Below are 24,179 nucleotides of genomic sequence, written 5' to 3'. Positions count from 1 at the left end.
GTTCCTGACATGGCCGCGATATCCCGTCCGCTCAGCACGGTCCACGCCTGGAAGCCGCCGGTACCGGGCATCGCGGAGGTCTTCCACGCCCGGTTCACCGACCACGCCTACCCGGCCCACGTCCACGACACCTGGACGCTGATGATCCTCGACGGCGGCCGCGTCGACTTCGGGCTCGACCGCGAGCGGCACGGGGTCGGCGTCTCGGACACCGTGATCCTGCTCCCGCCCGGGGTGGTCCACGACGGCCGCACCGTCACCGAGGCCGGCTTCCGCAAGCGCGTGCTGTACCTGGAGACCTCGCTGCTCCCGCCGTCGCTGACCGGAGCCGCCGTGGACGCCCCGTTGCTGCTCGACGGCGCCCTGCGCGAGCGGGTCCACGCACTGCACCGGGCGCTGGGCGGGCGGGACGATCCGCTGGAGGCGCAGTCGCGGCTCGTCTTCGTCCAGGAGCGGCTGCGCGGGTGGCTGGAGGGGCGGCCCGAGATCCCGTACGGGGTTCCGGATGCGAGGACCGCCATCCGACTGCGCGAGCTCCTGGACGCGCGGGTCCTCGGCGGGATCACCCTGGACGAGGCTTCCGCGCTCCTGGGACACGCCCATCCCAGCCACCTGATCCGCAGCTTCCGGCAGGCGTTCGGGCTCCCTCCGCACGCGTACCTCACCGGGCTCCGGGTCGCGCGGGCGCGGCGGCTGCTGCTCGCGGGGATGCGGCCGGCGCAGGCGGCGACGGCGTCGGGGTTCTACGACCAGGCGCACCTGACGCGGCACTTCGGGCGCCATGTGGGGATCAGCCCGGCGAAGTTCGCCCGATCCGGCCGGACGTGAAGGGAAGTTGGCGGGTTCGTTGCCGGTGCGTTGCCGGGCCTTCCGTTCTCTTTCGATTCGCCATATGACAGTTCGGTAGACCTGCTTGCTCCGGTCGCCCCGCTGACTCCCCTTGATCCAGCTGGAGGTGGGCCGCGGTGACACCCCGACGGCCCAGGCCACCGCGAGGCTGCCGCTGACGGTCGACGGAACCGCCACGGGCAAGGTCCTCGACTCCGAGGGGATCGTGGTCGACCGCGACGGCTCGTACCTGGTGACCGACGAGACCACCCCGGCGATCCGCCGCTACAGCCGCACCGGCCGGGTGCTGGAGACGCTGCCGGTCCCGGACTCCTTCAAGCTCGCGCCCGAGGGCCGGGCCACCGGCAACCAGACCTTCGAATCGCTGACCCTGCTGCCCGGTGGGCACACCCTGGTGGCGGGGGTGGAGGGCGTGCTGGCCGGAGACGGGAAGGACGCGCAGGGGCGGACGCTCCAGCGGATCCAGACCTGGGAACGGCGCGTCCGCGACGGGCAGTTCGTGCTGGGCCGCCAGTACGCCTACCCGGTGGACGCCGGGCACGGACTCGTGGAACTCGCGCCGACGCCCGACGGCCGGCTCCTCGTGCTGGAGCGCGGGTTCACCCAGCAGTTCAAGATCACGGTCCGGCTGTACGTTGCCGATCCCCTCGGCGCGACGGACACCTCGAAGGTGGCCGCGCTGACCGAGGGCCCGGGGCTGCGGACCGCGCGCAAGACGGCGATCGGCGACTTCGACGGCTGCCCGACGCCGGGCGCGCCGTCGAAGCTGCCGCAGAACCACCCGCTGGTCGACAACGTCGAGGGCATGGCGGTGACCGGCCACGACGGGCTCGGTCGCGTGCGGCTGCTGCTGGTCAGCGACGACAACGAGCTGGCGCAGCAGATCACCCGGCTGTACCGGATGGACGTGAAGCTGCCGCCGCGGACCTGGGGCCGCTAGCCCTTCGGCTCCTCCAGCGGGACGATCCCGCGGGCGACGCCCAGGTCGACCAGGTCCTGGGGGCGGATGCGCAGCTGGTCCGCCGTCGCCGGGGCCGCCTCCGGGGGGCGCTTGAGGATGGCCGCCGCCAGTTCGGGGGCGATCACCGAGAAGTAACTGTCCGGCGTGACCCAGGTGTTGCCCGGCGCGGCCAGGGCCAGGGCCCCGCCCGAACCGCCCTCGCCGATCAGGAGGGTGGTCACGGGGACGGTGGCCGAGGCGAGCACCGCGAAGGTGTCGGCGATGGCCGCGCCCGCGCCCGCGTGTTCGGCGGCGGCGTCGTTGGCCGCGCCCGGGGTGTCCACCAGGGTCAGCACCGGGATGCCGAGCCGGTCCGCGAGCCGGATGACGCGGGCCGCCGTACGGTAGCCCGCCGGACGGGTGGCGGTGCCGCACTGGGCGGCGTACGCGACCGCCCCGCCCTGTCGGAGGCCGAAACCGCACAGCATCCCCGGGTCGGTGCCGCCGGCCCGGTCGCCCGAGAGGGGCAGGCGCAGGTCGAAGTACGCGTCCAGGTACTGCGGTGCGTGCGGCCGGCCGGGGCGGCGGGCCTGCCGCACCGCGTCCCAACCGGTGGGCGGAAGCGGTACGTCGGCCAGCGCGGCCGGCGGTGCGACGGCCTCGGGGGATCGGGGCGCGGCGAACACCCGCAGCCAGGCCGCCAGGGTCGCGGGCAGCTCCGCCGCGGGGACGACGGCATCCACGTGCCCGGCGGCGTACTGCCCCTCGGCGGTGTAGGCCGCCGGGTCCGCGTCCGCCGGCCGCACCCGGGAGCCGGCGAAGCCGACCTGGGCGCCGGGCAGCGCGAGCACCACGTCGGCCCCGGCCCCGAGGGTGGCCCAGCCGCCGCCGGTGGTGGGGTCGCGCAGCACGGCGATCTGCGGCAGGCCCGCGGCGCGGGTGAGGGCGGACTGGCGGGCCGCGCGCTGGAGTTGGGTCAGCGCGAGCATGCCCTCCTGCATCCGGGATCCGCCGGTGGCGATCAGCGACACCAGGGGTAGGCGGTGGGTGCGGGCGTGGGTGTAGGCGGCCTCGATCCGGTCGCCGGTGCGGTGGCCGAGGGATCCGCCGAGGAAGCCGAACTCGAAGGAGATCAGGGTGGCGGGGTGGCCGTCGACCAGCGCGGTGCCGATGACCACGGACTCGTCCTCGCCGGTCCGCTGCGCGGCGCGCTCGCGGGAGTCGTCGTAGCCGCTCCAGGCGAGGGGGCCGTCGGGGGCCGACTCCCCGGGCGGGACGGGGAGTTCGGCGAAGCTGCCGGGGTCGGTCACGGAGGCGATGGCCGCGCGGGCCGATGGGCGGATCGTCACGGGGTCACCCTAGGGCCTGTCGTCCATTGGCCGGCTGGTCCGTGACGAACGTCGCTTACAGCAGGGCTAGATCGGGGATTCCCAGGTCAGTGTGGTGCCGCGGGTGCCCGAATCCGTCTGGCCGTCGTCGGAGACGGTGAGGCGGGCGCGGGTGGGGACCGCGTCGACCTCGACCTCGATCGAGCTGACCCCCGAGCGGCGGTGTGCCGCGGCCAGGGCGCCGCGCAGGGCCGAGAGGAGGTCGGTGGCCACCGGTTCCGGGAGCAGTGCGTCCACCGCGCCCGCGAAGTGGACCGACGGCTGGAAGCCCAGCAGGACCGCCGCCCCGCCGGTCTCGCGCAGGACCCGGCCGCGGAAGGTGGTGGGGGCGTCGGTCGGGGGTTGCTGGAGGGTGAAGATGGCGGTGCGGACCTCCTGGATGGTGGAGTCGAGCTCGTCCACCGCCCGGCTGAGCTCGTCGCCGACCGTATCGCCCGCCGGGGAGGAAACGGAGCGCTTCCTCGTGCTCTCCAGCATCATCTCCGTGGCGAACAGCCGCTGGACCACCAGGTCGTGCAGGTCCCGCGCGATGCGGTCGCGGTCCTCGTAGACCGCCAGCTGCTCGCGGTCGTGCTGGGCGTCCGCCAGGACCAGGGCCAGGGCCGCCTGCGAGGCGAACTGCGAGGCGAGGAGCCGGTCCACCGCGTCGTACGGCGGGCCGCCCCGGGACCGGGGCAGGGCCAGGGTGCCGATCAGCTGGCCGCCGCTCTGGAGCGGGAGCATCATGCTGGGGCCGAAGCGCTCCCTCACGTGGGTGGTCATCCGGGGATCGGTCGCGGAGTCCTCTATGAAGACCGGTTCGCCGCCCAGGAGTTGTTCCAGGACCGGGGAGCCCGGCGCGATGGCCGTGCCGATCAGGTCCCCCGGGTCCCCGTGGGTGGAGGCGGCCACGATCTCCATGCCGCCCTCGGGGGTCGGCTGGAGGACGACCCCCGCCTCCGCGTCCGCCAGCATCCGGGCCCGTTCGGCCACGCACATCAGCGCGTCCGCCGCGGGCCGGCCCGCCAGCAGGGTGGTGGTCACGGCGGCCGCGCCCTCGATCCAGCGCTCCCGGCGGCGCGCGGTCTCGTACAGCCGGGCGTTGCCGATCGCTATCCCCGCCTGCGAGGCCAGGACGCGCAGCAGTGCGATGTCCTCGTCGGTGAAGGGGCCGCCGCCGCGCTTCTCGGTGAGGTAGAGGTTGCCGAACACCTCGGTGTGGACCCGGATCGGGACGCCGAGGAAGCTGCGCATCGGCGGGTGGCCGGGCGGGAAGCCCGCCGAGCGGGGGTCCTGGCTCAGATCGTCCAGCAGCAGGGGGCGCGGGTCGGCGATGAGCGCGCCGAGCAGGCCGGAGCGGCCGTCCGGCAGGTGGCCGATCGCGGCCTTCTCGGCCTCGGTCACCCCGGTCGTGAACAGTTCGGTCAGCCGGATGCGCTCGGGGTCGACGACCCCGAGCGCACCGTAGCGGGCCGCGCACAGCTCGGTCGCCGAGTCCACGATGTGCTGGAGGGTGGTCCGCAGTTCGAGTTCGGAGCCGACGCTGAGGACCGCCTCCAGGAGGACGGGCAGGCTGGAGGGGTGCCCGTCGCCGTCGTCCGGGGGGAGCGGTTCGGCGTGCGTCATTCGGCCAGCGGGTTCAGAACCATGGGGGCGATCTTCCCTTCCAGCATCATGCCGAGACCCAGTACCGCGCAGATGTCGGGTCGTTCCGCGATGGCCACCGGCATTCCGGTCGCGTCGCGGAGCATCTGGTCCAGGCCGGGCAGCAGGGCGCTGCCACCCACCATCATGATCCCTCGGTCCGTCAGGTCCGCCACCAGGTCCGGCGGGCAGTCGCGCAGCACCTTCCCGATGCCGTCGAGCACGGCGGTCAGCGGGGTGTAGATGGCGTCCCGGACGGCCGCGGTGTCCACGTGGACGGACCGGGCGAGTCCGGTGGACACGTCGCGGCCGTGGATGAGGGTGGAGGCCGGGCCCTCGGCGGTGATGCCGTTGCCGTGCAGGGCCAGCTGGAGCGGGCGGACGGCCTGGCTGGGCAGCATCAGCTCGTGCGCGTGGCGCAGGTGCTGGACCACCGCGTGGTCGATGGCCTCGCCGCCGACCGGGATCCGTACGGCGGTGACGATCGAGCCCAGCGACAGGACGGCGACCTGGGTGGCCGCGGCCCCGCACACCATGATCATCGTCGCGGTCGGCTGCTCCACGGGCAGGCCGCAGCCGACGGCCGCCGCGATCAGGGTGTCGACCAGTTCGACGCGGCGGGCGCCGAGCCCGACGAGGGTTTCCACGGTGGCCCGCTGGGCGAGCGGGTCGGCGTCGTGCGGGGTGCAGGCGGCGGCCCGCAGCCGCGGCTTGCGGCGCAGGGCGCGCCGCAGCTTCTCGCCGAGGAGGTGGCGCAGCATGCGCTGGGCCATCTCGATGTCCACGACGGTGCCGCCGGAGACGGGGCGCACGACGCGGATGTAGTCGGGCGTGCGGCCGGTCATCCGTTCGGCGAAGGTGCCGACGGCGATGAGTGCGCCGGTCCGCGTGTTCACCGCGGCGACGCTGGGCTCGTCCACGACCAGCCCGGCGCCCTTGACGTAGACGCGGGTCCTGGCTGCTCCGAGGTCGACGGCAACGTGGCAGCGGCGCAACTGCTCAAGACTGACGGTCACGGCAGATCCTCCCGAGAGCGCTGACGCAAGAAGACCGGCGGGTGCCGGTCACACTTCGTATCTTCTCGGGTGAATTACCCGTATTGCCCGATTTGATGCTCCGGGTGGGGGGTGTCGTGCGATACGGAAGGGGTGCGAGAGGCGCCGGAGGGTGCTGCACGGGGGTGGATTTCTGTCCCGACAGGCGCGACCATGCCCGCACTGATCGTGCTACTGGCGCGTAACAAGGTAAAGGGGACTCCATGCTGACGGCCCGCCAGAGACTGCTCGCCCTCCTGACGCTCTGCCTGGCGCTGCTCGCCGCGCCCGTCCTCCCGGCCCAGGCGGCCGTCCCCGCCTCCGGACACGTTCCGGTGGTCTTCGTCCACGGCTACAACGCCGATCCCGGAGTCTGGGGTTCCCTGCGCGAGGACCTGCGCGCCGACGGGTACGCCGACTCCGAGCTCTTCTCCTTCGGCTACGACACCCACCAGTCCGTCAACGAGGTCCTCTCCAGCCGGCTCGCCGCCTACGTGGACGAGGTCCGCCGCCAGACCGGCGCCGCCCGCGTGGACCTCGTCGCCCACTCCTTCGGCTCGCTCGTCACCCGCTGGTACGTGAAGTTCGGCGGCGGCGGCGCCTTGGTGGACCACTGGGTCTCCCTGGCCGGCCCCAACCACGGCACCTCCACCGCCTGGGCCTGCGCCCTGTGGGACCAGGCCTGCCGCGACATGACCCCCGGCTCCTACGTGGTGAAGAACCTCAACGCCGGCGACGAGACCCCCGGCGCCGTGAAGTACGCGACCTTCTGGTCGAACTGCGACGAGGTCATCAACCCCGACGACAGCGTCCCGCTCACCGGCGCCGCGAACACCCCCGTGGGCTGCCTCAAGCACAACGACCTGCTCGGCGACGACCCCACCTCGGCGGGGGTACGGGCCTTCCTGCGCTCCTAGCCCAGCGTCAGGGCAGGTCCGCCCGTACGGAGACCTCCTGGAGCAGCCCGTACGTGAACTCCGCGACGCACGCCCGCCCCGACGCGGTGAACGCGAGCCGCCACCGCGTCGGCGCGGTCCCCTCCATCGGACGCACCGGCGCGAAGGCCCGCGCCACCTCGTCCACCGTCGCCGACCAGGGCAGCAGGTCCTCCGCCGACTCCAGTACGGGGCTTCGCGCCCCCGGAGCCCGCACCAGCCACTCGTTCCAGACGGCCCCGTCCGGCGCGGCGAGCACCTCGAAGCGCAGGTCGGGCCAGAGCGGTACCCGCCACAGCAGGGCCTCGCAGGTCAGATCGCCGATCGCGCGGGACCCGGTGGACTCCGGCGGGCCGAGCACCGAGCGGTAGCGGGCCAGGGCGCCCCGGGAGCGGGGCGATCGGACCATGGCCTGCCAGCGCTTGTTGGCCTCCCGCTGCTGCGCGAGCGAGGCGCCGAGCCGGTGGCGGGCCTCCTCGGCCAGACCGGGCTGGAAGTCGGCCATCCGGCGCAGCAGCACCAGCTGGAACTCGGTCGGGCCGAAGGCTTCCCGGGTGACCGGGCTTGGGTTCACGGACATGGAGGAAACGATTCCACACAGGATCCTTACGTTCCCGCGATGCGGATGTTGCCGCTGAACGCATAGCCTGCGGGCGCCATGAACTACTGCCCCGCCTGCCGGAGACACCTCAACGGCGCGCTCGCGTGCGCCGGGTGCGGAACCCCGGCCGAATACCTGATACCCGCCGCGCCCGCCGGACCGGCCGCGGCTCCCGCCGTGGAGCCGACGCCCGCCGCGCTCGCCGATGTGTACGCCGACTCCCTCGTCGTACTGTCCGGCCCCGAGCGGGGCCGGGCCGGTGCCCGCCGCCGCGCCGGGCACCGGCGGCGCCGCCGGACCGTGCTGACGATCGGACTCGGGCTGGTGCTCGCGACCGGTGCTTCGGTGGCGATGGCCCGGCTCGCGACCGACGGGGAACGGTCCGACCGGGCGGACAGGGTGGAGCTGACGGACAACGCCGGTCCCACGGCTCCGGCCCCGCTGCCGAGCCTGGAGGGTGCCCCGGCCGCGCCGTCGGCCCTGCCGTCGGGGAAGGGCCCTGCCACCGCGAAGGCCACCGCCGGGGCTGCGAAGACGGGCGGGCCGGGCCGCGCCACCGGGGAGCCCGGGACGCCCGGAGTCACGCCGCCGGCCTCCGCCTCGGGGGCGCCGGGGCCGACGCGGAGCGCTCCGGGGACAGGTGGAACCGTAAAGCCGACCGCACCGGGGCAGCCCGCGCCGAGCGGGTCGGTCAGTCCGACGCCCACGCCCACTTCAACGCCCAGCCCGACGTGCCGGTTCTGGATCTTCTGTTGAGCGGCCGGGCCGGGCTCAGCCCAGCATCCGCCTGAGCAGGTCCCGCAGGACCGTCCGCTCCTCGGTGGAGAGGCCGGCCAGCGGTTCGCGCGCGAAGTCCAGAGATTCGCGCAGCCGGTCGGCGGTCTGCAGGCCCTCGTCGGTGGGCGCGGCCAGCTTCACCCGGCGGTCGGCCGGGTCCGGGCGGCGCTCGACCAGACCGCGGGTCTCCAGGCGGTCCACGATGCCGGTGATGTTGGACGGCTCGCACTTCAGCTTCTGGGCGATCTTGCGCATCGCCATCGGCTCCAGCGAGAGCAGATTGAGGACGCGGGCCTGGGCCCCGGTGAGCTGGTGGCTGGCGGCCGCGTGCTCGTATTCCTCGTGGTAGCGGGCCACGACGGTACCGATGAGCTCGACGACCTCAACGGTCAGGGGGTCTACGCGACGACTGGGCATGGAACCAGCGTACCCATTTACTTGACAACATGAAATATCCAGGCGCATGGTTGTTTCACGTTGTGAAGCATTTCCACCCCCATCCTGGAGCGACGCATGTCCGAGATCCCTGCCGTCAGCCGTGAGTGGCACCTCGTCCGCCGCCCGCAGGGCTGGCCCGTCGCCGAGGACTTCGCCCTGCGCGAGGCCCCGGTGAACGCCGAGCCCGCCGCCGGCCGGATTCTGGTGCGCAACCTCCACATGTCCGTGGACCCGTACATGCGCGGCCGGATGAACGACGCGAAGTCCTACGTCCCGCCCTTCCAGCTCGACCAGCCCATGCAGGGTGGCGCGGTCGGCGAGGTCGTCGCCTCCGCCGCCGAGGGCTTCGCCGTCGGTGACCACGTCCTGCACCCGCTGGGCTGGCGCGAGTACGCGGAGCTCGACGCCGCGCACGCCACCAAGGTCGACGCCTCGCTCGCCCCGCTCTCCGCCTACCTCGGCGTGCTCGGCATGCCGGGCCTGACCGCCTACGCCGGCCTCTTCGAGGTCGCCTCCTTCAAGGAGGGTGACGCCGTCTTCGTCTCCGGCGCCGCCGGTGCGGTCGGCAGCCTCGTCGGCCAGTTCGCGAAGATCAAGGGCGCCTCCCGCGTCATCGGCTCCGCCGGATCCGACGAGAAGGTGACGCTCCTCACGGAGAAGTACGGCTTCGACGCCGCCTTCAACTACAAGAACGCCCCCGTCGCCGAGCAGCTGCCGCAGGCCGCCCCCGAGGGCATCGACGTCTACTTCGACAACGTCGGCGGCGACCACCTGGAGGCGGCCATCTCCGCCCTCAACGTGAACGGCCGGGCCACCCTGTGCGGGGCCATCGCCCACTACAACGACACCGAGGTCGCGCCCGGTCCGCGCAACCTGATGATGGTCATCGGCAAGCGCCTGCGCCTGCAGGGCATCCTGGTCAGCGACCACGCCGCGCTGCAGCCGCAGTTCGTCCAGGACGTGGCCGGCTGGCTGCGCTCCGGGCAGCTCGTGGCCGACGAAACGGTCGTGGAGGGCGTGGAGAACGCCACCGAGGCCTTCCTCGGAATGCTGCGCGGGGACAACACCGGAAAGATGATCGTTTCTTTCACCCGTTAGGCTCACTCCACACCGTCGTGACGCGTGGGCGCGAGTCGCGACGATTTACCAGGAGGATCTTCTTACATGTCCATCCAGCAGTCCGACGTTCTCTACACCGCCGTCGCCACCGCCGAGAACGGCCGTGACGGTCGCGTCGCCACCAACGACGGCTCGCTCGACGTCGTCGTGAACCCGCCGAAGGAGATGGGCGGCAGCGGCGCCGGCACCAACCCGGAGCAGCTCTTCGCCGCCGGCTACAGCGCCTGCTTCCAGGGTGCGCTCGGCGTCGTCGCCCGCAACGAGAACGCCGACATCTCCGGCTCCACGGTCACCGCCGAGGTCGGCATCGGCAAGAACGACGAGGGCTTCGGCATCATCGTCAAGATCTCGGCCACCATCCCGAACGTGGACGCCGCCACCGCCAAGGACCTCATCGAGAAGGCCCACCAGGTCTGCCCGTACTCCAAGGCGACCCGTGGCAACATCACGGTCGAGCTCGCGGTCTGATCTGCGGATCTCCCTGCTCGAAGCTCGCTGAGAGGTCCCTCGGACCTCGCTCGCGGCGAGTGCTTGCCGAAGGCCGCACCCTGGCACCGGGGTGCGGCCTTCGCCGTGCGCGGCGCCGGTCCTAGACTGGCTCCATGCGTGATCTTGCGGGGGGATTCGGCTATCTGCTGGCCGGACAGCGATGGGTGTTCCGGCACGGCCGGTGGCTCGGCTTCGGACTGCTGCCGGGGCTGGTCTCCCTGGTGCTCTACGCCGGGGCCCTGATCGGCCTCGGCTACGGCGCCGACGACCTGACCGCCTGGGCGACCCCCTTCGCCGACGGCTGGTCCTCGCCGTGGCTCGGGCTCTTCCGCGGGTTCCTGACCGCCCTGCTCTTCTCCCTCGGGCTCTTCGTCGCGGTGATCACCTTCACCGCCGTGACCCTGCTCGTGGGCCAGCCGTTCTACGAGTCCCTCTCGGAGCAGGTCGACCGCAGCGAGGGCGGCGAGGTCCCCGAGTCGGGGCTCACGCTCTGGCAGGAGCTGTGGATCTCCGCCCGGGACAGCCTGCGGATCCTCGGCAAGGTCCTGCTCTACGGGATCCTGCTCTTCGGCCTCGGTTTCATCCCGGTCCTCGGGCAGACCGTGGTCCCGGCCGTCGGATTCTGCGTCTCGGGCTTCTTCCTGACCCAGGAGCTCACTTCCGTCGCCCTGATGCGCCGCCGGGTGGAGCTCTCCGGGCAGCTGGAACTGCTGCGCTCGCGGCGGATGCTGGCGCTCGGCTTCGGGGTGCCGCTGGTGCTGGCGTTCCTGGTGCCGCTCGTCGCCGTGTTCCTGATGCCCGGCGCGGTGGCCGGAGCGACGCTGATGGCCCGGGACCTGGTGGGCGCCGACGAGTCGTCGGAGCCGGAGCCGGAGCAGGGCCGGGCGGCCACCGAGGCCCCCGGGGAGACCCCGGCCGGCAGCTTCGGGGCCTTCGGCGCGCAGGCCTAGGCGGCCGTTGCCGCTCCGGTCCCGTCCGGCCTGCGGAAGAGCGCCGTCCAGAGGAAGGCCTCGCCGAAGGAGGCCGAGGCGGGCGGTTCGTCGTTCATCCGGCGCAGCTCGACCTCCGCGAGGTCGGAGAACACCCAGCGCAGTGCCTGAGGCGTGTACGCGAGGCCGCCTTCGAGGCGGGCCCGGCCGTAGAACTCGGCGTCGGGCAGCTCGGACCCCATCGCGCCCGAGGCGAAGCAGGTGAGGGCGAAGCGGCCGCCGGGCGCCAGGAGCCGCTCCAGCAGGGCCAGGTAGCTGACGCGGCGGTGCGGGGGCAGGTGGTGGAAGCAGCCGGAGTCGTAGATCAGGTCGTACGGTCCCACGAGCGCGGCCCCCGCTTCGCCGAAGGCGTCCCCGTGGTGGAAGCGGACCGCCGAACCCGCCGCACGGGCTCGCTCCCCGGCCCAGGCCAGGGCGGTGGGGGAGAGGTCGACGGCGTCCACCTCGAAGCCCAGCGAGTCCAGGTACAGGGCGTTGCGGCCGGGGCCGCAGCCCAGGTCGAGGGCGCGGCCGCCGCGGGGGATCAGGCCGCGCTCCAGGCAGGAGACCAGGTTCTCGTCGGGCTTCGCCGCGAAGAACGGCACCGGCCGGTCGCGGTCCGCGTAGAAGCCGTCCCACCAGGAGGCGCCGTCGGGCGTCCAGCGGTCGGCCTCCGGTGCGAAGAGCGAATCCATCAGGGCGAGCACGTCGTCGACACTGCGTACGTTCCGGTCCATTCGAACCCCTTTCCCGTGTCCCGATTTTATCGGTGGATACGGCAAAAGCCCAGGTCAGGCCTGGTGTGGTGATCGACTGGCCGGTCCCGTGGCCGCCTGGGGCGCACCGGCCGGTCCGCCCCCTCACGGGTGCGGGCGACGGTCGCCCGGGGCCCCCGCCGAGGGCCGCCACGGCACCTTCCACCGCCGCGCGGGGCCCGGTTTCGCGAGGAGTTCGCGGGCCGCCGCCGTCAGGCTCCGACCGGCGGCCCGGCCTGCGGACCGACCTCCAGTCCGACCTCCTGCCCGACCTCCGCCAGGGCGAGCGACGGCGTACGGTCGTCGGCCTCGGCCAGCAGCGCCCCGCCCGGGGCCCATACGGCCGCGCCGCCGCATCCGGTCCACGGGCCGGCCGGTCCGACGTGGTTGGCGAGGGCCACGTACATCCCGTGGTCCCGGGCGATCCCGGGGTGGATCGTGCTCCGCTCGGCGATGCCGCCGCCCGTCCCGTAGAGCGAGCTCGCCAGGTGGACCCGGCAGCCGGCGGCCGCGCCCGCGCCGGGCACCTCCGGGAAGTGGTTGTCGTAGCAGATCCCCAAGGAGAAGCCGATCCCGCCGAGTTCGAAGCGGCCGGGGACCCCGCCCGCGGCGAAGACCTCCTGCTCGTGCCGGTAGAGGTGCTGCTTGACGTACGTGGTCACGTGCGCGCCCCGCGCGTCGTGCACCAGGGTCGCGATGACGGGCCGGGGGCCGTCCGCGCGCAGGGCGACGTTGACGGCGGTGGCGGTCCCGGCGGAGCGGACGGGGTCCAGTCGGGGATCCTCGGGCCCGCTCAGCCACAGGCCGGGGTCGGCGGCGATCGCGGGCAACGCGTAGCCGGTCAGCACCAGCTCGGGGAAGACCACCAGCTCCGCACCCTCCTCGCGGGCCCGGACGGCGAGGGCGGCCGCCCGTGCGGCGTTGGCGGGCACGTCGGCGGGGGCGCAGGTCAGCTGCGCGGCGGCGATCTTCACTGGATTTCTCTCAGGATGCCCCGGAACTTAGCCCGGGAGGAATGGGTCCTTGGGGCGGAGCCGCGGAGTGGCGGACTTCGCTGTACATCTGACCTGCAGTCTCTTTCGTTGTCAGTGGGGGAGACTAGCTTGGGGAGCGTGTCGACAGCATTGATGGACCTTGGGGAGGCCGGGCATGCCCGGCACACCTTCCGGGTCCGCGTGTCGTCCACTGCGCTTACCCGGCTTGAGGCGGAGTGGGCGCGGTGCCGGTGGGTGTGGAACGAGTGCGTGGCCATGTCCCGCAAGGTCCACACCCGGAACAAGACGGCCAGCGAGAAGGTGACGTGTGGTCCGTCGCAGCTCGACAAGATGCTGACCGAGGCCCGACGCTCGATGGCGTGGCTGCGTGAGGGCAGCAGCGTTCCGCAGCAGCAGATCATCCGGGACTTCGCCAAGTCCCGCGCGAAGGCGCTCAAGGACATCAAGGCCCGGTTGCCGATGCGGCAGCGTGCCGGGATGCCGAAGTACAAGAAGAAGCACGTAACGGATCCCACGCTCAACTACACGCAGCGCGGCTTCCGGCTGAAGGACGGGCGTCTGCATCTGGCCGGGGGCATCAGTGTGACCGTGGTGTGGTCGCGGGATCTGCCCAAGCCGCCGTCGTCGGTGCGTGTGTACCGGGACAGCCTTGGGCACTGGTACGCCAGTTTCGTGGTCCCCGCGACCACCGAGGCACTGCCCTCCACGGGCGCGGTGATCGGCATCGACTGGGGTGTGAGGGAGACCGCGACCACCACCTCCGACGATCACGACCTGCCCCACGGCGAGTACGGCAGGAGAGCCGCCGGTCGCCTGGCGCACTATCAGCGGTTGATGGCCCGCCGCCGCGCACCCAGGGGCAAGGCCCAGTCGAAGGGCTACCGTGAAGCCCGGCGTCAGGCTGCGAGGGCGTACAAGAAGATCGCCCGGAGGCGCCAGGACACCGGCCGCAAGTGGGCCAAGAAGGTGGTCCGCGACCATGATGCCCTCGCGGTGGAGGACTTCCGCCCGAAGTTCCTCGCCAAGTCCACCATGGCCCGCAAAGCGGCAGACGCCGCGATCGGCGGCGCCAAGACGGCCCTGATCGAGATGGCGCGCAAGCACGGGCGCATCGTGCACCTTGTCCATCCCGCGCACACCACCATGGACTGCGCGCAGTGCGGAGCGAGAACCAAGCACGCACTACCTCTCTCGGAACGTACCTATACCTGCACCGAGTGCGGAGCCGTGTCCCCCAGGGACAAGAACTCCGCACACGTCATGCTGGTCCGGGCTGGTCTCAACCCGGCTGGTGCCGATCGCGTAAGACCTGACAGCCCGCTGGGCCGCCAGGCTGCGTGAGCCAGAAATCCCCTCCCATTAGGGAGGGGAGGATTCAACCGGACAGCATGCCAGCCGGGGCGCGGGCCGCCCGCGGCGGTGCCGGGCGGTGCGTGCCTACGCCGCCGCGCGGCTGGGGAGTTCGCCGCGGCGGCGTACGAAGCCCAGCTCGGTCAGGTTGAGGGCCGCGACCGCCCCGGCCAGCAGGGCGAGCGCCCCCAGGGCGGGCAGCGCCGCCGCGACGGGGAGCAGGGCGAGGACGGCCGCCGCCGCGGTCAGCCGGGTCAGCGACCACTTGTGGAACAGGTGCCAGCGCGTGTACCCGTACGTGGCGAGGTAGAGCGCGCAGCCCCCGTACAGCAGGGCGGTCACGGCCAGTGGCAGCCGGCCGCCCGGCCGGGCGACGGCCTCCGCCATGCCGACGGCGACCGCGATCACCGAGGCGATGAGGGAGAGGTGCCCGTACGAGAGCACCTGGCGCACCACGTCGGCCGGTACGGCCGCCGCCTGCAGCCCGTGCCGGATCGCGTCGGCGGCGAGGTGGAAGTACACCCACCACAGGCCGCAGGCCAGGGTGAACGCCGTGGCGACGGCCAGCAGCGGGCCCGCGGCCAGGTGCTCGCGGGCGGCCACCGGAGCCCCGATCGCCACGATGGACTCCCCGAGGGCGATCATCACGAACAGCCCGAACCGCTCCGCGAGATGGCCCGAGTCGAAGGGGATGCGGATCATGTGGCGGCGCGTCAGCCGGGGGGAGGCCAGGTCGGCCGCGGCGGCCAGCGCCCACAGCCCGGTCCGCGCCCACCCGTCGAGGAAGGCCCCCGTCACCAGGAGGGGCCCGCTGAAGACCACGGACAGGGCCACCGGGGACGGCCGCAGGCGCAGGCCGGGGTGGACGAGCAGGGCGAGCGCGAGCCGCGCGCCGAGGTAGCCGCAGGCGAAGAGCGGTCCGCGCTCCCCGAAGACGCCGGGAACGGCCAGGGCCATCATGAGTCCGCACAGACCGATGGCGAAGAGGCCCAGCCGGGTCCGCGCGCGGTCCGCGTCATGGGTGTTGGCGTGGACGGTGGCACCGACCCACACCCAGTAGACCGGCACGAAGACGATCAGGGCGCGGCCGACGCCGCCCCAGGTGTGGTCGTGGTGCAGGAGCGCGGACACCTGGGTGACCGCGAACACCAGGACCAGGTCGAAGAACAGCTCCGACCACGAGACCTTCTTCTCGGCGGGTTCCCCCTCCGCGACCGCGCCCGTCGCCCCGTCCGCGTTCATCTCCACGGCCCCCATGACCATCCCCCTCGTAGATCCCCGGGGGACAGGATGCCCGGCCGCTCCGGGGCGTCAGGCCGGGGGGCCCTGGAGGAGCGTCAGGAAGGAGCGGAAGGCGCCGGGCATGTCCACCGACTCCGGGGCGAGCAGCCACTGGTACTGCAGCCCGTCCAGCACGGCGACCAGCAGCGGGGCCACCTGTTCGGGGGTGAGGCCCGAGGGGAGGCGGTCGCCGAACTCGCCGCGCAGGACCGCCGTCATCTCGGAGCGCACCTGCGCGTACCGCTCGGTGAAGAACTCCCGCGCGGGGTGGCCGTCGGTGACGCTCTCGCCGAGGAGCGCCGAGAAGGTCTGCACGATTCCCGGGCGCATGGAGTTGTAGTCCACCAGCGAGGCCAGCAGGTCGAGGCGCCACTCGCCGGCCGCGGGGCGGCTGCCGCCGCCGGTGTCCCAGCGGTCGCGCTCCTGCAGGACGGCGACCAGCAGCGCCTCCTTGGTGGGGAAGTAGTGCAGCAGCCCCTGCTGGGTCAGGCCCACGCGTTCGGCGACCGCGCCCAGGGAGGCGCCGCGGTAGCCGCGCTCCGCGATGACCTCGACGGCCGCGCGGACGATCTCCGCCCGCCGTTCCTCACTTCTCGCCCTGGCCATCGCCCCGGCACCCCTTCCGCTTCAGCCTGCCAGCAGGACCGTACGGCATCCTGATATCACGAACAGATAACGAACCCTACCGCTCTACAGGTAATCGGTCCACCATGGAGCCAGCACCCGCGCTCAATGAGGAGGCATGGCCGTGACCGACGCCGATCAGGTCCGCAACGACGCCGTAGAGGCGGCACTGGGCAAGCTGGACCTCGACACCAAGGCCCGGCTGCTGGCCGGCCAGGACATGTGGTCCCTGCCCGCCGTCCCCGAGATCGGGCTGAAGTCCCTGGTCATGTCCGACGGCCCCATCGGCGTCCGCGGAGTGCGCTGGACCGCCGACGACCCGTCCATCGCCCTGCCCTCCCCGACCGCGCTCGCCGCCGCCTGGGACCCGGAGCTCGCCCGCCGCGCAGGCCGCCTCCTCGCCCAGGAAGCCCGCCGCAAGGGCGTCCACGTGCTGCTCGCGCCCACCGTCAACCTGCACCGCTCGCCGCTCGGCGGCCGCCACTTCGAGTGCTACTCCGAGGACCCGTACCTCACCGGCGAGGTCGGCAGCGGCTACGTGAAGGGCGTCCAGGACGGCGGCGTCGGCACCACCGTCAAGCACTTCGTCGGCAACGACGCCGAGACCGAGCGGTTCACCGTCGACAGCGTCATCGCCCCGCGCCCGCTGCGCGAGCTGTACCTGGCCCCCTTCGAGGCCATCGTCGCCAACGCCCACCCGTGGGGCATCATGACGGCCTACAACCGGGTCAACGGCGTGACCATGACCGAGAACACCCACCTCGTCAACGAGGTGCTGCGCGCCGAGTGGGGCTTCGACGGCTACAACGTCTCCGACTGGATGGCCGCCCGTTCCACCACCGGCGACATCCTCGGCGGCCTCGACGTGGCCATGCCCGGACCCGTCACCGTCTACGGAGCCCCGCTCGCCGACGCCGTCCGCGCCGGTCAGGTCCCCGAGTCCGCCGTGGACGAGGCCGTGCGCAACGTCCTGCGCCTCGCCGCCCGCGTGGGCATCCTGGAAGGGGCCCCCGCCGTCGTCGGCGAGGTCCCGGCCGCCATCGACGGCCAGGCCCTGGCCCGCGAGATCGCCGCCCGCGGCTTCGTCCTCGTCCGCAACGAGGCCGTCTCCGGTGCGGCGCGCGCCCTGCCGCTCGACACCACCGCGGGCCGCACCGTCGCCCTCATCGGCGCCGCCGCCCGTGACGCCCGGGTCCTCGGCGGCGGCTCCGCCACGGTCTTCCCCGAGCGGATCGTCTCCCCGCTGGACGGCCTCACCGCCGCCCTCGCCGACAGCGCGCTCACCTTCACGGTCGGCGCCGACCCGAGCGACGAGCTGACCCCCGCCGACAAGGGCTTCGAGCTCCGCGCGATCTGCCGCGACGCCTCCGGCGCCGTCCTCGGCGAGGGCTCCCTGCCGAGCGGCCAGGTCCAGTGGATCGGCGACGACCTGCCCGAGGGCGCCACGTACGAGACGATGGCGAGCATCGAGGTCACCGGGCGGTTCGTGCCGCGCGAGAGCGGCGAGCACGCCTTCGGCACCCGCGGACTGGGCGCCTTCACCCTGGCCGTTGGCGGGGAGACCCTCTGGGACGGCGTCCAGGCCATGGGCAACGAGGCCGACCCCTTCGAGGCCTTCTTCGGCGCCCCCAACGAGCGGGCCCGGATCACCCTCGCCGAGGGCGAGGCCGTCGAGGTCTCGCTGACCTACCAGGTCCCCGACATGACCGCACTGCCGCTCAAGGCGATCATGTTCTCCTTCCTCCACCTCGGCCCGCAGCGCTCCGCCGACGAGCTCATCGCCGAGGCCGTGGAAGCGGCGCGCGCCGCCGACACCGCCGTCGTGGTGGTCGCCACCACCGAGCGGGTGGAGTCCGAGGGCTTCGACCGCAAGGACCTCGCGCTCCCGGGCCGCCAGGACGACCTGGTCCGGGCCGTGGCCGCCGTCAACCCGAACACCGTGGTCGTCGTCAACGCCGGCTCCCCGGTGGAACTCCCCTGGCGCGAGGAGGTCGCCGCCGTGCTCCTGACCTGGTTCCCCGGGCAGGAGGGCGGGGCCGCGCTGGCCGACGTACTCCTGGGCGAGGCCGAGCCGGGCGGGCGGCTGCCCACCACCTGGCCCGCGGAGTTCGCCGACGCACCGGTCACCGAGGTCACCCCGACGGCAGGGGCCCTCGAATACCGCGAGGGGCTCTTCATCGGCTACCGGGCCTACGAGAAGCAGGGGATCGCCCCGGCCTTCCCCTTCGGCCACGGCCTGGGCTACACGCAGTGGGAGTACGAGTCCCTGGAGGTCACCCCCACGGCCGCGCGGGTCCGCCTCACCAACACCGGCACCCGGCCGGGCCGCGAGACCGTCCAGATCTACCTGGCCCCCGTCGCCACTGCGTTCGACGGCGCGCAGAGCGCGACGGAGGAGCGCCCGGCGAGCTGGCTGGCCGGCTTCGCGAGCGTGAGCGCCGGACCCGGCGAGAGCGTCGAGACCGAGATCGCCCTGCCCGCCCGCGCCTTCGAGATCTGGGACGAGGAAGCCCGCGCCTGGCGGTCGATCGGCGGCGCCTACGAGGTCCGCGCGAGCCACTCGCACGGCGACACCCGCCTGACCGCGCCCCTGGACCTCTAGCTCCGGGGCCGGATGCGGCACCCAAGAACCGGACCGGGGGCGGGCCCTGACACCCGCCCCCGGTTCCGCACGTCCGGGAAAGTCAACGCGGAGGCTGCGGGGACGTCACCTGTCGGTGCGCCAGTTCCGCGAGCCGCGCCTGCCCGTCCTTGCCCGGGTGGAACCAGTCCCAGTGGCTCAACTGGTCCGCCGCGAAGGGGTACTGGAACACCGCGCCGCCGTCGTAGCGGCACAGCTCGTCCTTCGCGCAGACCTCGCGCAGCGCCTCGTTGTACTCGACCACGCGCGCCCGCACCTGCTCGCGCCGGGCCGTGGCCGTGGCGGCCGTCGAGGTCGGCTCGGCGAGCATCGACTGGCAGATGCCGAGCTTCCAGATCTGGCGCACCATCGGATCGTCCTTGCCCTGCTCCCACAGTCGCTGCAGGTCCGGCACGCTGGACACGTACACCTGCGAGGCGGGCGAGGCGGCCCGCAGACCGGCCAGGGCCTTCTCGAAGCCGGAGCGGAAGGCCGCCACCGGGGTCATCGACGAAGCCGAGGGGCGGCAGGCGTCGTTCGAGCCGACCATGACCGTGACCAGGCCCGGCTGGTGCGCGGCCGCCGAGGCCAGCTGCCCCGGCAGGTCCGCCATCCGGGAGCCCGTCACCGCGTAGTTCCAGCTGCGGGAGGGAGCCTCGGCCTCCCCGAGCAGCCGGGCGGCCAGCGAGTGGACTTCCGGGTCGTCGCCCGTGGCCCAGGAGGCCTCCGGGCAGTCGGCCAGCACCGAACAGGCGTCGAAACCGCGGGTGATGGAGTCGCCCACGGCGGCCACCGAGGCCGGAGCCGTGTTCCACCGCGGCGCGGCCTGTGCCCCCCGTTCGCCCCCGGACTTCGCTCCGTCGGCCGAACACCCGGCCAGCGCCCCCGTCGCGGCGATCAGCAGGGCAACCGCCGCGCCCGCACCCGGAAGCGTCCGACGCGCGCGGCGGCGTGGGGCGGTGGTGCGCATGCGGGAGGTCCCTCCTCGTCGCCCCGCGTCCTCACGGGGGCGTCCTGCTGAGTGAATGCTCTGGGTTTACGGGCCTTGGAGCGACCGTACGTCACACCATGACCCCCGGCGCACGGTAGCTTTTTCCCGTGGCGTTTCGGCCGCAAGTCCCGCAACGCAATGTCAAATAATTTCCGTTACATTACATCACGTCACATACTGTCCGTTTTCTGGAGTTTATTCCCGACCTCGTCCCACACTGGAGGTCCCGGTGACGACACGTGGAGTCCTGTACGTGCATTCCGCACCGCGTGCGCTCTGTCCGCACGTGGAATGGGCCGTTGCGGGCGTGCTCGGGGTGCGGGTGAACCTCGACTGGATCCGTCAGCCCGCCTCCCCGGGCACCTGGAGAGCCGAGTTCTCCTGGCAGGCCGAAGCGGGCACCGCCTCGAAACTCGCCTCGGCCCTGCGCGGCTGGCACCTGCTCCGCTTCGAAGTGACCGCGGAACCCTGCCCGACCGCCGAGGGAGAGCGCTACAGCTCCACCCCGCAGCTGGGCATCTTCCACGCCGTCACCGGCATGCACGGCGACATCCTGATCCCCGAGGACCGGCTGCGCGCCGCCCTCGCCCGGTCCGCCCACGGCGAGACCGACCTGGAGGCGGAGATCGCCAAGCTGCTCGGCAAACCCTGGGACGACGAGCTCGAACCCTTCCGCTACGCGGGCGAGGGCGCCCCGGTGCGCTGGCTCCACCAGGTCGTCTGAGCCCGGCTCAACGCGAAAGGCCCACCCGGATTCACCCGGGTGGGCCTTCGTGCGTACTGCTGGGGATCAGACGGTCCGGAACGCCAGGGAGACGTTGTGGCCGCCGAAGCCGAACGAGTTGTTGATCGCGGAGATCGGGCCCTCGGCCGGGAGCTTGCGGGGCTCGTTGCGCACGATGTCCGCGTCGATGTCGTCGTCGATGTCGTCGAGGTTGATCGTCGGCGGGGCGAGGCGGTGGTACAGCGCCAGCACCGTCGCGACGGTCTCGATGCCGCCCGCGCCACCCAGGAGGTGACCGGTCATCGACTTCGTGGCCGAGATCGCGATGTGGTCGAGGTCGTCGCCCAGGACCTTGCGCAGGGCCTTCAGCTCGGCCGTGTCACCCTGCGGGGTGGACGTGGCGTGCGCGTTCACGTGGACCAGCTCGGCCGGGTCCAGACCCGTGTTGTCGAGCAGGTTCTGCAGGGCGGCCGAGACACCGCGGCCGGTCGGCTCGGGCTGCGCGATGTGGTGGCTGTCCGCGGACAGACCCTGGCCCAGCACCTCGCAGTAGACCCGGGCGCCGCGCGCGGCGGCGTGCTCGGCGGACTCCAGGATCACGACGCCGGCGCCCTCGCCGAGGACGAAGCCGTCGCGGGCCTTGTCGTACGGGCGGGAGGCCGTGGTCGGGTTCTCGTTGTTCTTGGACATCGCCATCATGTTGGCGAACGCGGCGATCGGCAGCGGGTGGATCGCCGCCTCGGTGCCGCCCGCGACGACCACGTCGGCGCGGCCGGTGCGGATCATCTCGACGGCGTAGCCGATGGCCTCGGCGCCCGACGCGCAAGCGCTGACCGGAGTGTGCACACCCGCGCGGGCGTTGACCTCCAGGCCGACGTTGGCCGACGGGCCGTTCGGCATGAGCATGGGGACGGTGTGCGGGGAAACCCGGCGCACACCCTTTTCCTTCAGTACGTCGTACTGGTCGAGCAGGGTGGTCACGCCGCCGATGCCGGAGGCGATGACGGTGCCCAGGCGCTCGGGCGCGATCGACGCGTCCTCGCCCGCCGGGGCGGTGTAGCCGGCGTCGGCCCACGCCTCGCGGGCCGCGATGATCGCGAACTGGGCCGAGCGGTCCAGCTTGCGGGCCAGCGGCCGGGGAAGGACGTCATTGGGGTCCACGGCGGCCAGTGCGGCGATACGAACCGGGAGTTCGGCAAAGCGCTCGCCCTCGAGGGGCTTTACGCCGGAACGGCCGGCAAGCAGACCTTCCCAGGTCGAAGCGCTGTCGCCACCCAGCGGAGTGGTTGCGCCGATACCGGTGACGACCACGGTGCGATTGGTCGGGCTCACAGGAATTCTTTCTCCACGTCTCAGGGGGTGCTGAATTGTCACGGCGCCACCGCCAGGTGGCGACAAACGCTCGTCAGTCTTACTTCTGGTGCTTCGCGATGTAGTCCGCGGCGTCGCCGACCGTCTTGAGACCCTTGACGTCCTCGTCCGGGATCTTGACGTCGAAGCGCTCTTCGGCGGCGACGACGACCTCGACCATGGACAGGGAGTCGACGTCCAGGTCGTCGGTGAAGGACTTCTCGATCTGGACGTCCTCGACGGGGATGCCGGCAATCTCGTTGACGATCTCGGCGAGACCCTCGACGATCTCTTCCTGGGTGGCGGCCATGTGGCGCTCCTTCTATAGCTAACTGGGTTGGATCAGGGTCAGGGACGTGAATCCCGGGCCCTAGGGGAGGGTAACGACCGTCGCGGCGTAGACGAGTCCCGCCCCGAAGCCGATGACGAGCGCGGTGTCGCCGCTCTTCGCCGCTCCGGTCGCCAGGAGCCGCTCCATTGCGAGCGGGATCGAGGCGGCCGAGGTGTTGCCGGTGGTTTCGACGTCACGGGCGACCGTGACGTGCTCCGGCAGCTTCAGAGTCTTCACCATCGAGTCGATGATCCGCATGTTTGCCTGGTGCGGGATGAAGACGTCCAGGTCGTCCACGGTGATCCCGGCGGCGTCGAGCGCCTGCTGGGCCACCTTGGCCATCTCGAAGACGGCCCAGCGGAAGACCGCCTGACCCTCCTGCGTGATGGCCGGGAACTTCTCGCCGCCGTCCTTGCCGAGGTACTCGTCCCACGGCACGGTCTGCTTGATGGTCTCCGACTTGTCGCCCTCCGAACCCCACACGGTGGGGCCGATGGCCGGCACGTCCGAGGGACCGACGACCACGGCGCCGGCGCCGTCGCCGAACAGGAAGGCCGTCGCGCGGTCCTCCAGGTCGGTGAGGTCCGAGAGCCGCTCCACGCCGATGACGAGGACGTACTCCGCGGAACCTTCCACCACCAGGCCCTTGGCCAGGGTCAGGCCGTAGCCGAACCCGGCGCAGCCGGCGGAGATGTCGAAGGCGGCGGGCTTGCCCGCGCCGATGCGGTGCGCGATCTCGGTCGCGACGGCCGGGGTCTGCTTGAAGTGCGACACCGTCGAGACGATCACGGCGCCGATCTTCTCCGGGGCGATCCCGGCATCGGCCAGCGCTTTGCCGCAGGCCTCCACCGACATCGCGGCGACGGTCTCCTGGGGCGAGGCCCAGTGCCGCGTCGCGATGCCGGAGCGGGAGCGGATCCACTCGTCGGACGAGTCGATGGTCTCGAGGATGACCTCGTTGGGCACCACGCGGACCGGGCGGTAGCCGCCGACCCCCAGGATGCGGGCGTACGGGGAGCCCTTGGCAGGCTTGATCTTCGACATGCTGTGTGGGCTCCTTCTCTCAGGCCGACTGCTCGGCGACAAGCGCCGCGGCCTTCTCGAGATCGTCCGGGGTCTTCAGGGCCACGCTCGGTACGCCCTTCAGCGCGCGCTTGGCCAGACCCGTCAGGGTGCCACCGGGGGACAGTTCGATGATCCCCGTGACGCCCAGTGCGGCGAACGTCTCCATGCACAGGTCCCAGCGGACCGGGTTGGCCACCTGGCCCACCAGCCGGGCGACGACATCGGCGCCCGTGGTCACGACCTGACCGTCCTTGTTCGAAACATAGGCCGTCGTCGGGTCCGCCGGGGAGAGGGCCGCTGCGGCCTGCTCCAGGGCGAGGACCGCCGGGGCCATGTGGTGCGTGTGGAAGGCGCCCGCGACCTTGAGGGCGACGACCTTCATGGAGCCTTCGGGCTTCTCGGCCTCGAGCGCCGCGATCTGCTCCATCGTGCCGGCCGCGACGATCTGGCCCGCGCCGTTGATGTTCGCCGGGGTCAGACCCAGCTTCTCCAGGTGCGCGACCACGACGTCGGGGTCCCCGCCGAGGACCGCGGCCATGCCCGTCGCGGTGATCGCCGCGGCCTCGGCCATGCCGAGCCCGCGGGTGCGTACGAAGGACAGTGCCTCGGTGTCGGAGAGCACACCGGCCTGGACGGCCGCGGTGATCTCGCCGACGCTGTGACCCGCGACGGCGCCGAACGCCGTACCCGCGCCGAGGGCGTCGGCGGAGAGCAGGCCGGCGGCCACCAGCAGGGGCTGTGCCACGGCCGTGTCGCGGATCTCGTCCGCGTCGGCCTTCGTGCCGTAGTGGGCAAGGTCGAGCCCGATGGCGTCCGACCAGGCGGCGACGCGGTCAGCGGCACCGGGAAGGTCGAGCCAGGGAGTCAGGAAGCCGGGCGTCTGTGCGCCTTGGCCGGGAGCGACGAGTACGAGCACCCTCACACTCTCTCTT

At 72.4% G+C, this 24,179-nt stretch carries 24 protein-coding genes; 10 read left to right on the top strand and 14 right to left on the bottom strand.

All coding sequences use genetic code 11. From position 1 onward, the window contains the following. The first annotated feature begins 9 nt into the window (after nt 1-9). Together OHU74_RS11145 and OHU74_RS11140 are read left to right on the top strand one after the other, a co-directional pair. On the top strand, nt 10-828 hold the full coding sequence (locus OHU74_RS11145) for a helix-turn-helix domain-containing protein (protein ID WP_371615744.1): 819 nt from the start codon (nt 10-12) through the stop codon (nt 826-828). Nucleotides 829-940: 112 nt separating this feature from the next. Next, nucleotides 941-1,789 carry an esterase-like activity of phytase family protein gene (locus OHU74_RS11140; protein ID WP_371615743.1) on the top strand — a complete coding sequence of 283 codons (849 nt, stop codon included), beginning with the start codon at nt 941-943 and terminating at the stop codon, nt 1,787-1,789. On the opposite strand, the gene OHU74_RS11135 is transcribed toward OHU74_RS11140, so the two are convergent. From OHU74_RS11135 to OHU74_RS11125, 3 genes are all read right to left on the bottom strand, one after another. Further along, a complete protein-coding gene (locus tag OHU74_RS11135) occupies nt 1,786-3,138 on the bottom strand; it encodes a carboxyl transferase domain-containing protein (RefSeq protein WP_371615742.1) in 1,353 nt (450 codons plus the stop codon). The genes OHU74_RS11140 and OHU74_RS11135 overlap by 4 nt on opposite strands. 66 nt (nt 3,139-3,204) lie before the next feature. Continuing rightward, nucleotides 3,205-4,782, bottom strand: a complete 1,578-nt coding sequence (locus tag OHU74_RS11130) for a GAF domain-containing protein (protein WP_371615741.1) — start codon at nt 4,780-4,782, stop codon at nt 3,205-3,207. After that, nucleotides 4,779-5,816 carry a rod shape-determining protein gene (locus tag OHU74_RS11125; RefSeq protein ID WP_371615740.1) on the bottom strand — a complete coding sequence of 346 codons (1,038 nt, stop codon included), beginning with the start codon at nt 5,814-5,816 and terminating at the stop codon, nt 4,779-4,781. Before OHU74_RS11125 ends, OHU74_RS11130 begins: the two co-directional genes overlap by 4 nt. Nucleotides 5,817-6,058: 242 nt before the next feature. On the opposite strand from OHU74_RS11125, the gene OHU74_RS11120 reads away from it, so the two are divergent. Further along, a complete protein-coding gene (locus OHU74_RS11120; protein WP_371615739.1) occupies nt 6,059-6,751 on the top strand; it encodes an esterase/lipase family protein in 693 nt (230 codons plus the stop codon). Between the two features lie 7 nt (nt 6,752-6,758). On the opposite strand, the gene OHU74_RS11115 is transcribed toward OHU74_RS11120, so the two are convergent. Further along, entirely contained in the window at nt 6,759-7,349 is a 591-nt protein-coding gene (locus OHU74_RS11115) for a hypothetical protein (RefSeq protein ID WP_371615738.1), read from the bottom strand. A gap of 78 nt (nt 7,350-7,427) precedes the next feature. On the opposite strand from OHU74_RS11115, the gene OHU74_RS11110 reads away from it, so the two are divergent. Next, nucleotides 7,428-8,126 carry a hypothetical protein gene (locus tag OHU74_RS11110; RefSeq protein WP_371615737.1) on the top strand — a complete coding sequence of 233 codons (699 nt, stop codon included), beginning with the start codon at nt 7,428-7,430 and terminating at the stop codon, nt 8,124-8,126. Between the two features lie 15 nt (nt 8,127-8,141). Here the strand turns inward: OHU74_RS11110 and OHU74_RS11105 are convergent, their stop codons facing one another. Further along, nucleotides 8,142-8,564 (bottom strand): MarR family winged helix-turn-helix transcriptional regulator, encoded by a 423-nt coding sequence (locus OHU74_RS11105; RefSeq protein ID WP_371615736.1) that lies wholly within the window; start codon nt 8,562-8,564, stop codon nt 8,142-8,144. Nucleotides 8,565-8,660: 96 nt separating this feature from the next. Between OHU74_RS11105 and OHU74_RS11100 the strand changes: the two genes are divergently transcribed. The 3 genes from OHU74_RS11100 to OHU74_RS11090 all read left to right on the top strand — a co-directional run bounded on the left by OHU74_RS11100 (nt 8,661) and on the right by OHU74_RS11090 (nt 11,143). After that, the gene (locus tag OHU74_RS11100) at nt 8,661-9,683 is read left to right on the top strand and encodes an NADP-dependent oxidoreductase (RefSeq protein ID WP_371615735.1); all 1,023 of its coding nucleotides are present in this window, start codon (nt 8,661-8,663) and stop codon (nt 9,681-9,683) included. Between the two features lie 66 nt (nt 9,684-9,749). Beyond that, nucleotides 9,750-10,172 (top strand): organic hydroperoxide resistance protein, encoded by a 423-nt coding sequence (locus OHU74_RS11095; protein WP_371615734.1) that lies wholly within the window; start codon nt 9,750-9,752, stop codon nt 10,170-10,172. A 134-nt stretch (nt 10,173-10,306) separates the two neighbouring features. Next, nucleotides 10,307-11,143 (top strand): EI24 domain-containing protein, encoded by an 837-nt coding sequence (locus OHU74_RS11090; RefSeq protein ID WP_371615733.1) that lies wholly within the window; start codon nt 10,307-10,309, stop codon nt 11,141-11,143. On the opposite strand, the gene OHU74_RS11085 is transcribed toward OHU74_RS11090, so the two are convergent. Together OHU74_RS11085 and OHU74_RS11080 are read right to left on the bottom strand one after the other, a co-directional pair. Beyond that, nucleotides 11,140-11,898 (bottom strand): class I SAM-dependent methyltransferase, encoded by a 759-nt coding sequence (locus OHU74_RS11085; RefSeq protein ID WP_371615732.1) that lies wholly within the window; start codon nt 11,896-11,898, stop codon nt 11,140-11,142. The genes OHU74_RS11090 and OHU74_RS11085 overlap by 4 nt on opposite strands. Before the next feature lie 230 nt (nt 11,899-12,128). Further along, complete coding sequence (locus tag OHU74_RS11080) at nt 12,129-12,890, bottom strand: carbon-nitrogen hydrolase family protein (RefSeq protein WP_371615731.1); 762 nt, start codon at nt 12,888-12,890, stop codon at nt 12,129-12,131. A gap of 153 nt (nt 12,891-13,043) precedes the next feature. Here OHU74_RS11080 and OHU74_RS11075 point away from each other — a divergent pair, with 153 nt between their 5' ends. Then, nucleotides 13,044-14,252 carry an RNA-guided endonuclease InsQ/TnpB family protein gene (locus OHU74_RS11075; protein WP_371619648.1) on the top strand — a complete coding sequence of 403 codons (1,209 nt, stop codon included), beginning with the start codon at nt 13,044-13,046 and terminating at the stop codon, nt 14,250-14,252. A 96-nt stretch (nt 14,253-14,348) separates the two neighbouring features. Here the strand turns inward: OHU74_RS11075 and OHU74_RS11070 are convergent, their stop codons facing one another. Next, the gene (locus OHU74_RS11070; RefSeq protein WP_371615730.1) at nt 14,349-15,518 is read right to left on the bottom strand and encodes a low temperature requirement protein A; all 1,170 of its coding nucleotides are present in this window, start codon (nt 15,516-15,518) and stop codon (nt 14,349-14,351) included. 54 nt (nt 15,519-15,572) lie between these two features. Beyond that, the gene (locus OHU74_RS11065; RefSeq protein WP_371615729.1) at nt 15,573-16,148 is read right to left on the bottom strand and encodes a TetR/AcrR family transcriptional regulator; all 576 of its coding nucleotides are present in this window, start codon (nt 16,146-16,148) and stop codon (nt 15,573-15,575) included. A 136-nt stretch (nt 16,149-16,284) separates the two neighbouring features. On the opposite strand from OHU74_RS11065, the gene OHU74_RS11060 reads away from it, so the two are divergent. After that, complete coding sequence (locus tag OHU74_RS11060) at nt 16,285-18,768, top strand: beta-glucosidase (RefSeq protein ID WP_371615728.1); 2,484 nt, start codon at nt 16,285-16,287, stop codon at nt 18,766-18,768. Between the two features lie 82 nt (nt 18,769-18,850). Here OHU74_RS11060 and OHU74_RS11055 read toward each other — a convergent pair whose 3' ends face one another. Continuing rightward, complete coding sequence (locus tag OHU74_RS11055; RefSeq protein ID WP_371615727.1) at nt 18,851-19,756, bottom strand: SGNH/GDSL hydrolase family protein; 906 nt, start codon at nt 19,754-19,756, stop codon at nt 18,851-18,853. Nucleotides 19,757-20,006: 250 nt separating this feature from the next. On the opposite strand from OHU74_RS11055, the gene OHU74_RS11050 reads away from it, so the two are divergent. Beyond that, nucleotides 20,007-20,501, top strand: a complete 495-nt coding sequence (locus OHU74_RS11050; protein WP_267754836.1) for a DUF3145 domain-containing protein — start codon at nt 20,007-20,009, stop codon at nt 20,499-20,501. Between the two features lie 66 nt (nt 20,502-20,567). Here OHU74_RS11050 and fabF read toward each other — a convergent pair whose 3' ends face one another. The 4 genes from fabF to OHU74_RS11030 all read right to left on the bottom strand — a co-directional run bounded on the left by fabF (nt 20,568) and on the right by OHU74_RS11030 (nt 24,163). Then, complete coding sequence (fabF, locus tag OHU74_RS11045) at nt 20,568-21,833, bottom strand: beta-ketoacyl-ACP synthase II (RefSeq protein ID WP_371615726.1); 1,266 nt, start codon at nt 21,831-21,833, stop codon at nt 20,568-20,570. Nucleotides 21,834-21,912: 79 nt separating this feature from the next. Further along, nucleotides 21,913-22,161 (bottom strand): acyl carrier protein, encoded by a 249-nt coding sequence (locus tag OHU74_RS11040; RefSeq protein WP_330296256.1) that lies wholly within the window; start codon nt 22,159-22,161, stop codon nt 21,913-21,915. Between the two features lie 60 nt (nt 22,162-22,221). Then, the gene (locus tag OHU74_RS11035; RefSeq protein ID WP_371615725.1) at nt 22,222-23,226 is read right to left on the bottom strand and encodes a ketoacyl-ACP synthase III; all 1,005 of its coding nucleotides are present in this window, start codon (nt 23,224-23,226) and stop codon (nt 22,222-22,224) included. 19 nt (nt 23,227-23,245) lie between these two features. Further along, the gene (locus OHU74_RS11030; protein WP_371615724.1) at nt 23,246-24,163 is read right to left on the bottom strand and encodes an ACP S-malonyltransferase; all 918 of its coding nucleotides are present in this window, start codon (nt 24,161-24,163) and stop codon (nt 23,246-23,248) included. Between the last annotated feature and the right edge of the window lie 16 nt (nt 24,164-24,179).

The organism is Streptomyces sp. NBC_00454, assembly GCF_041434015.1.
Lineage (GTDB): Bacteria > Actinomycetota > Actinomycetes > Streptomycetales > Streptomycetaceae > Streptomyces.
Note: the sequence above shows the minus strand (reverse complement) of the source record. Positions and strands in the feature narration are given on the sequence as shown.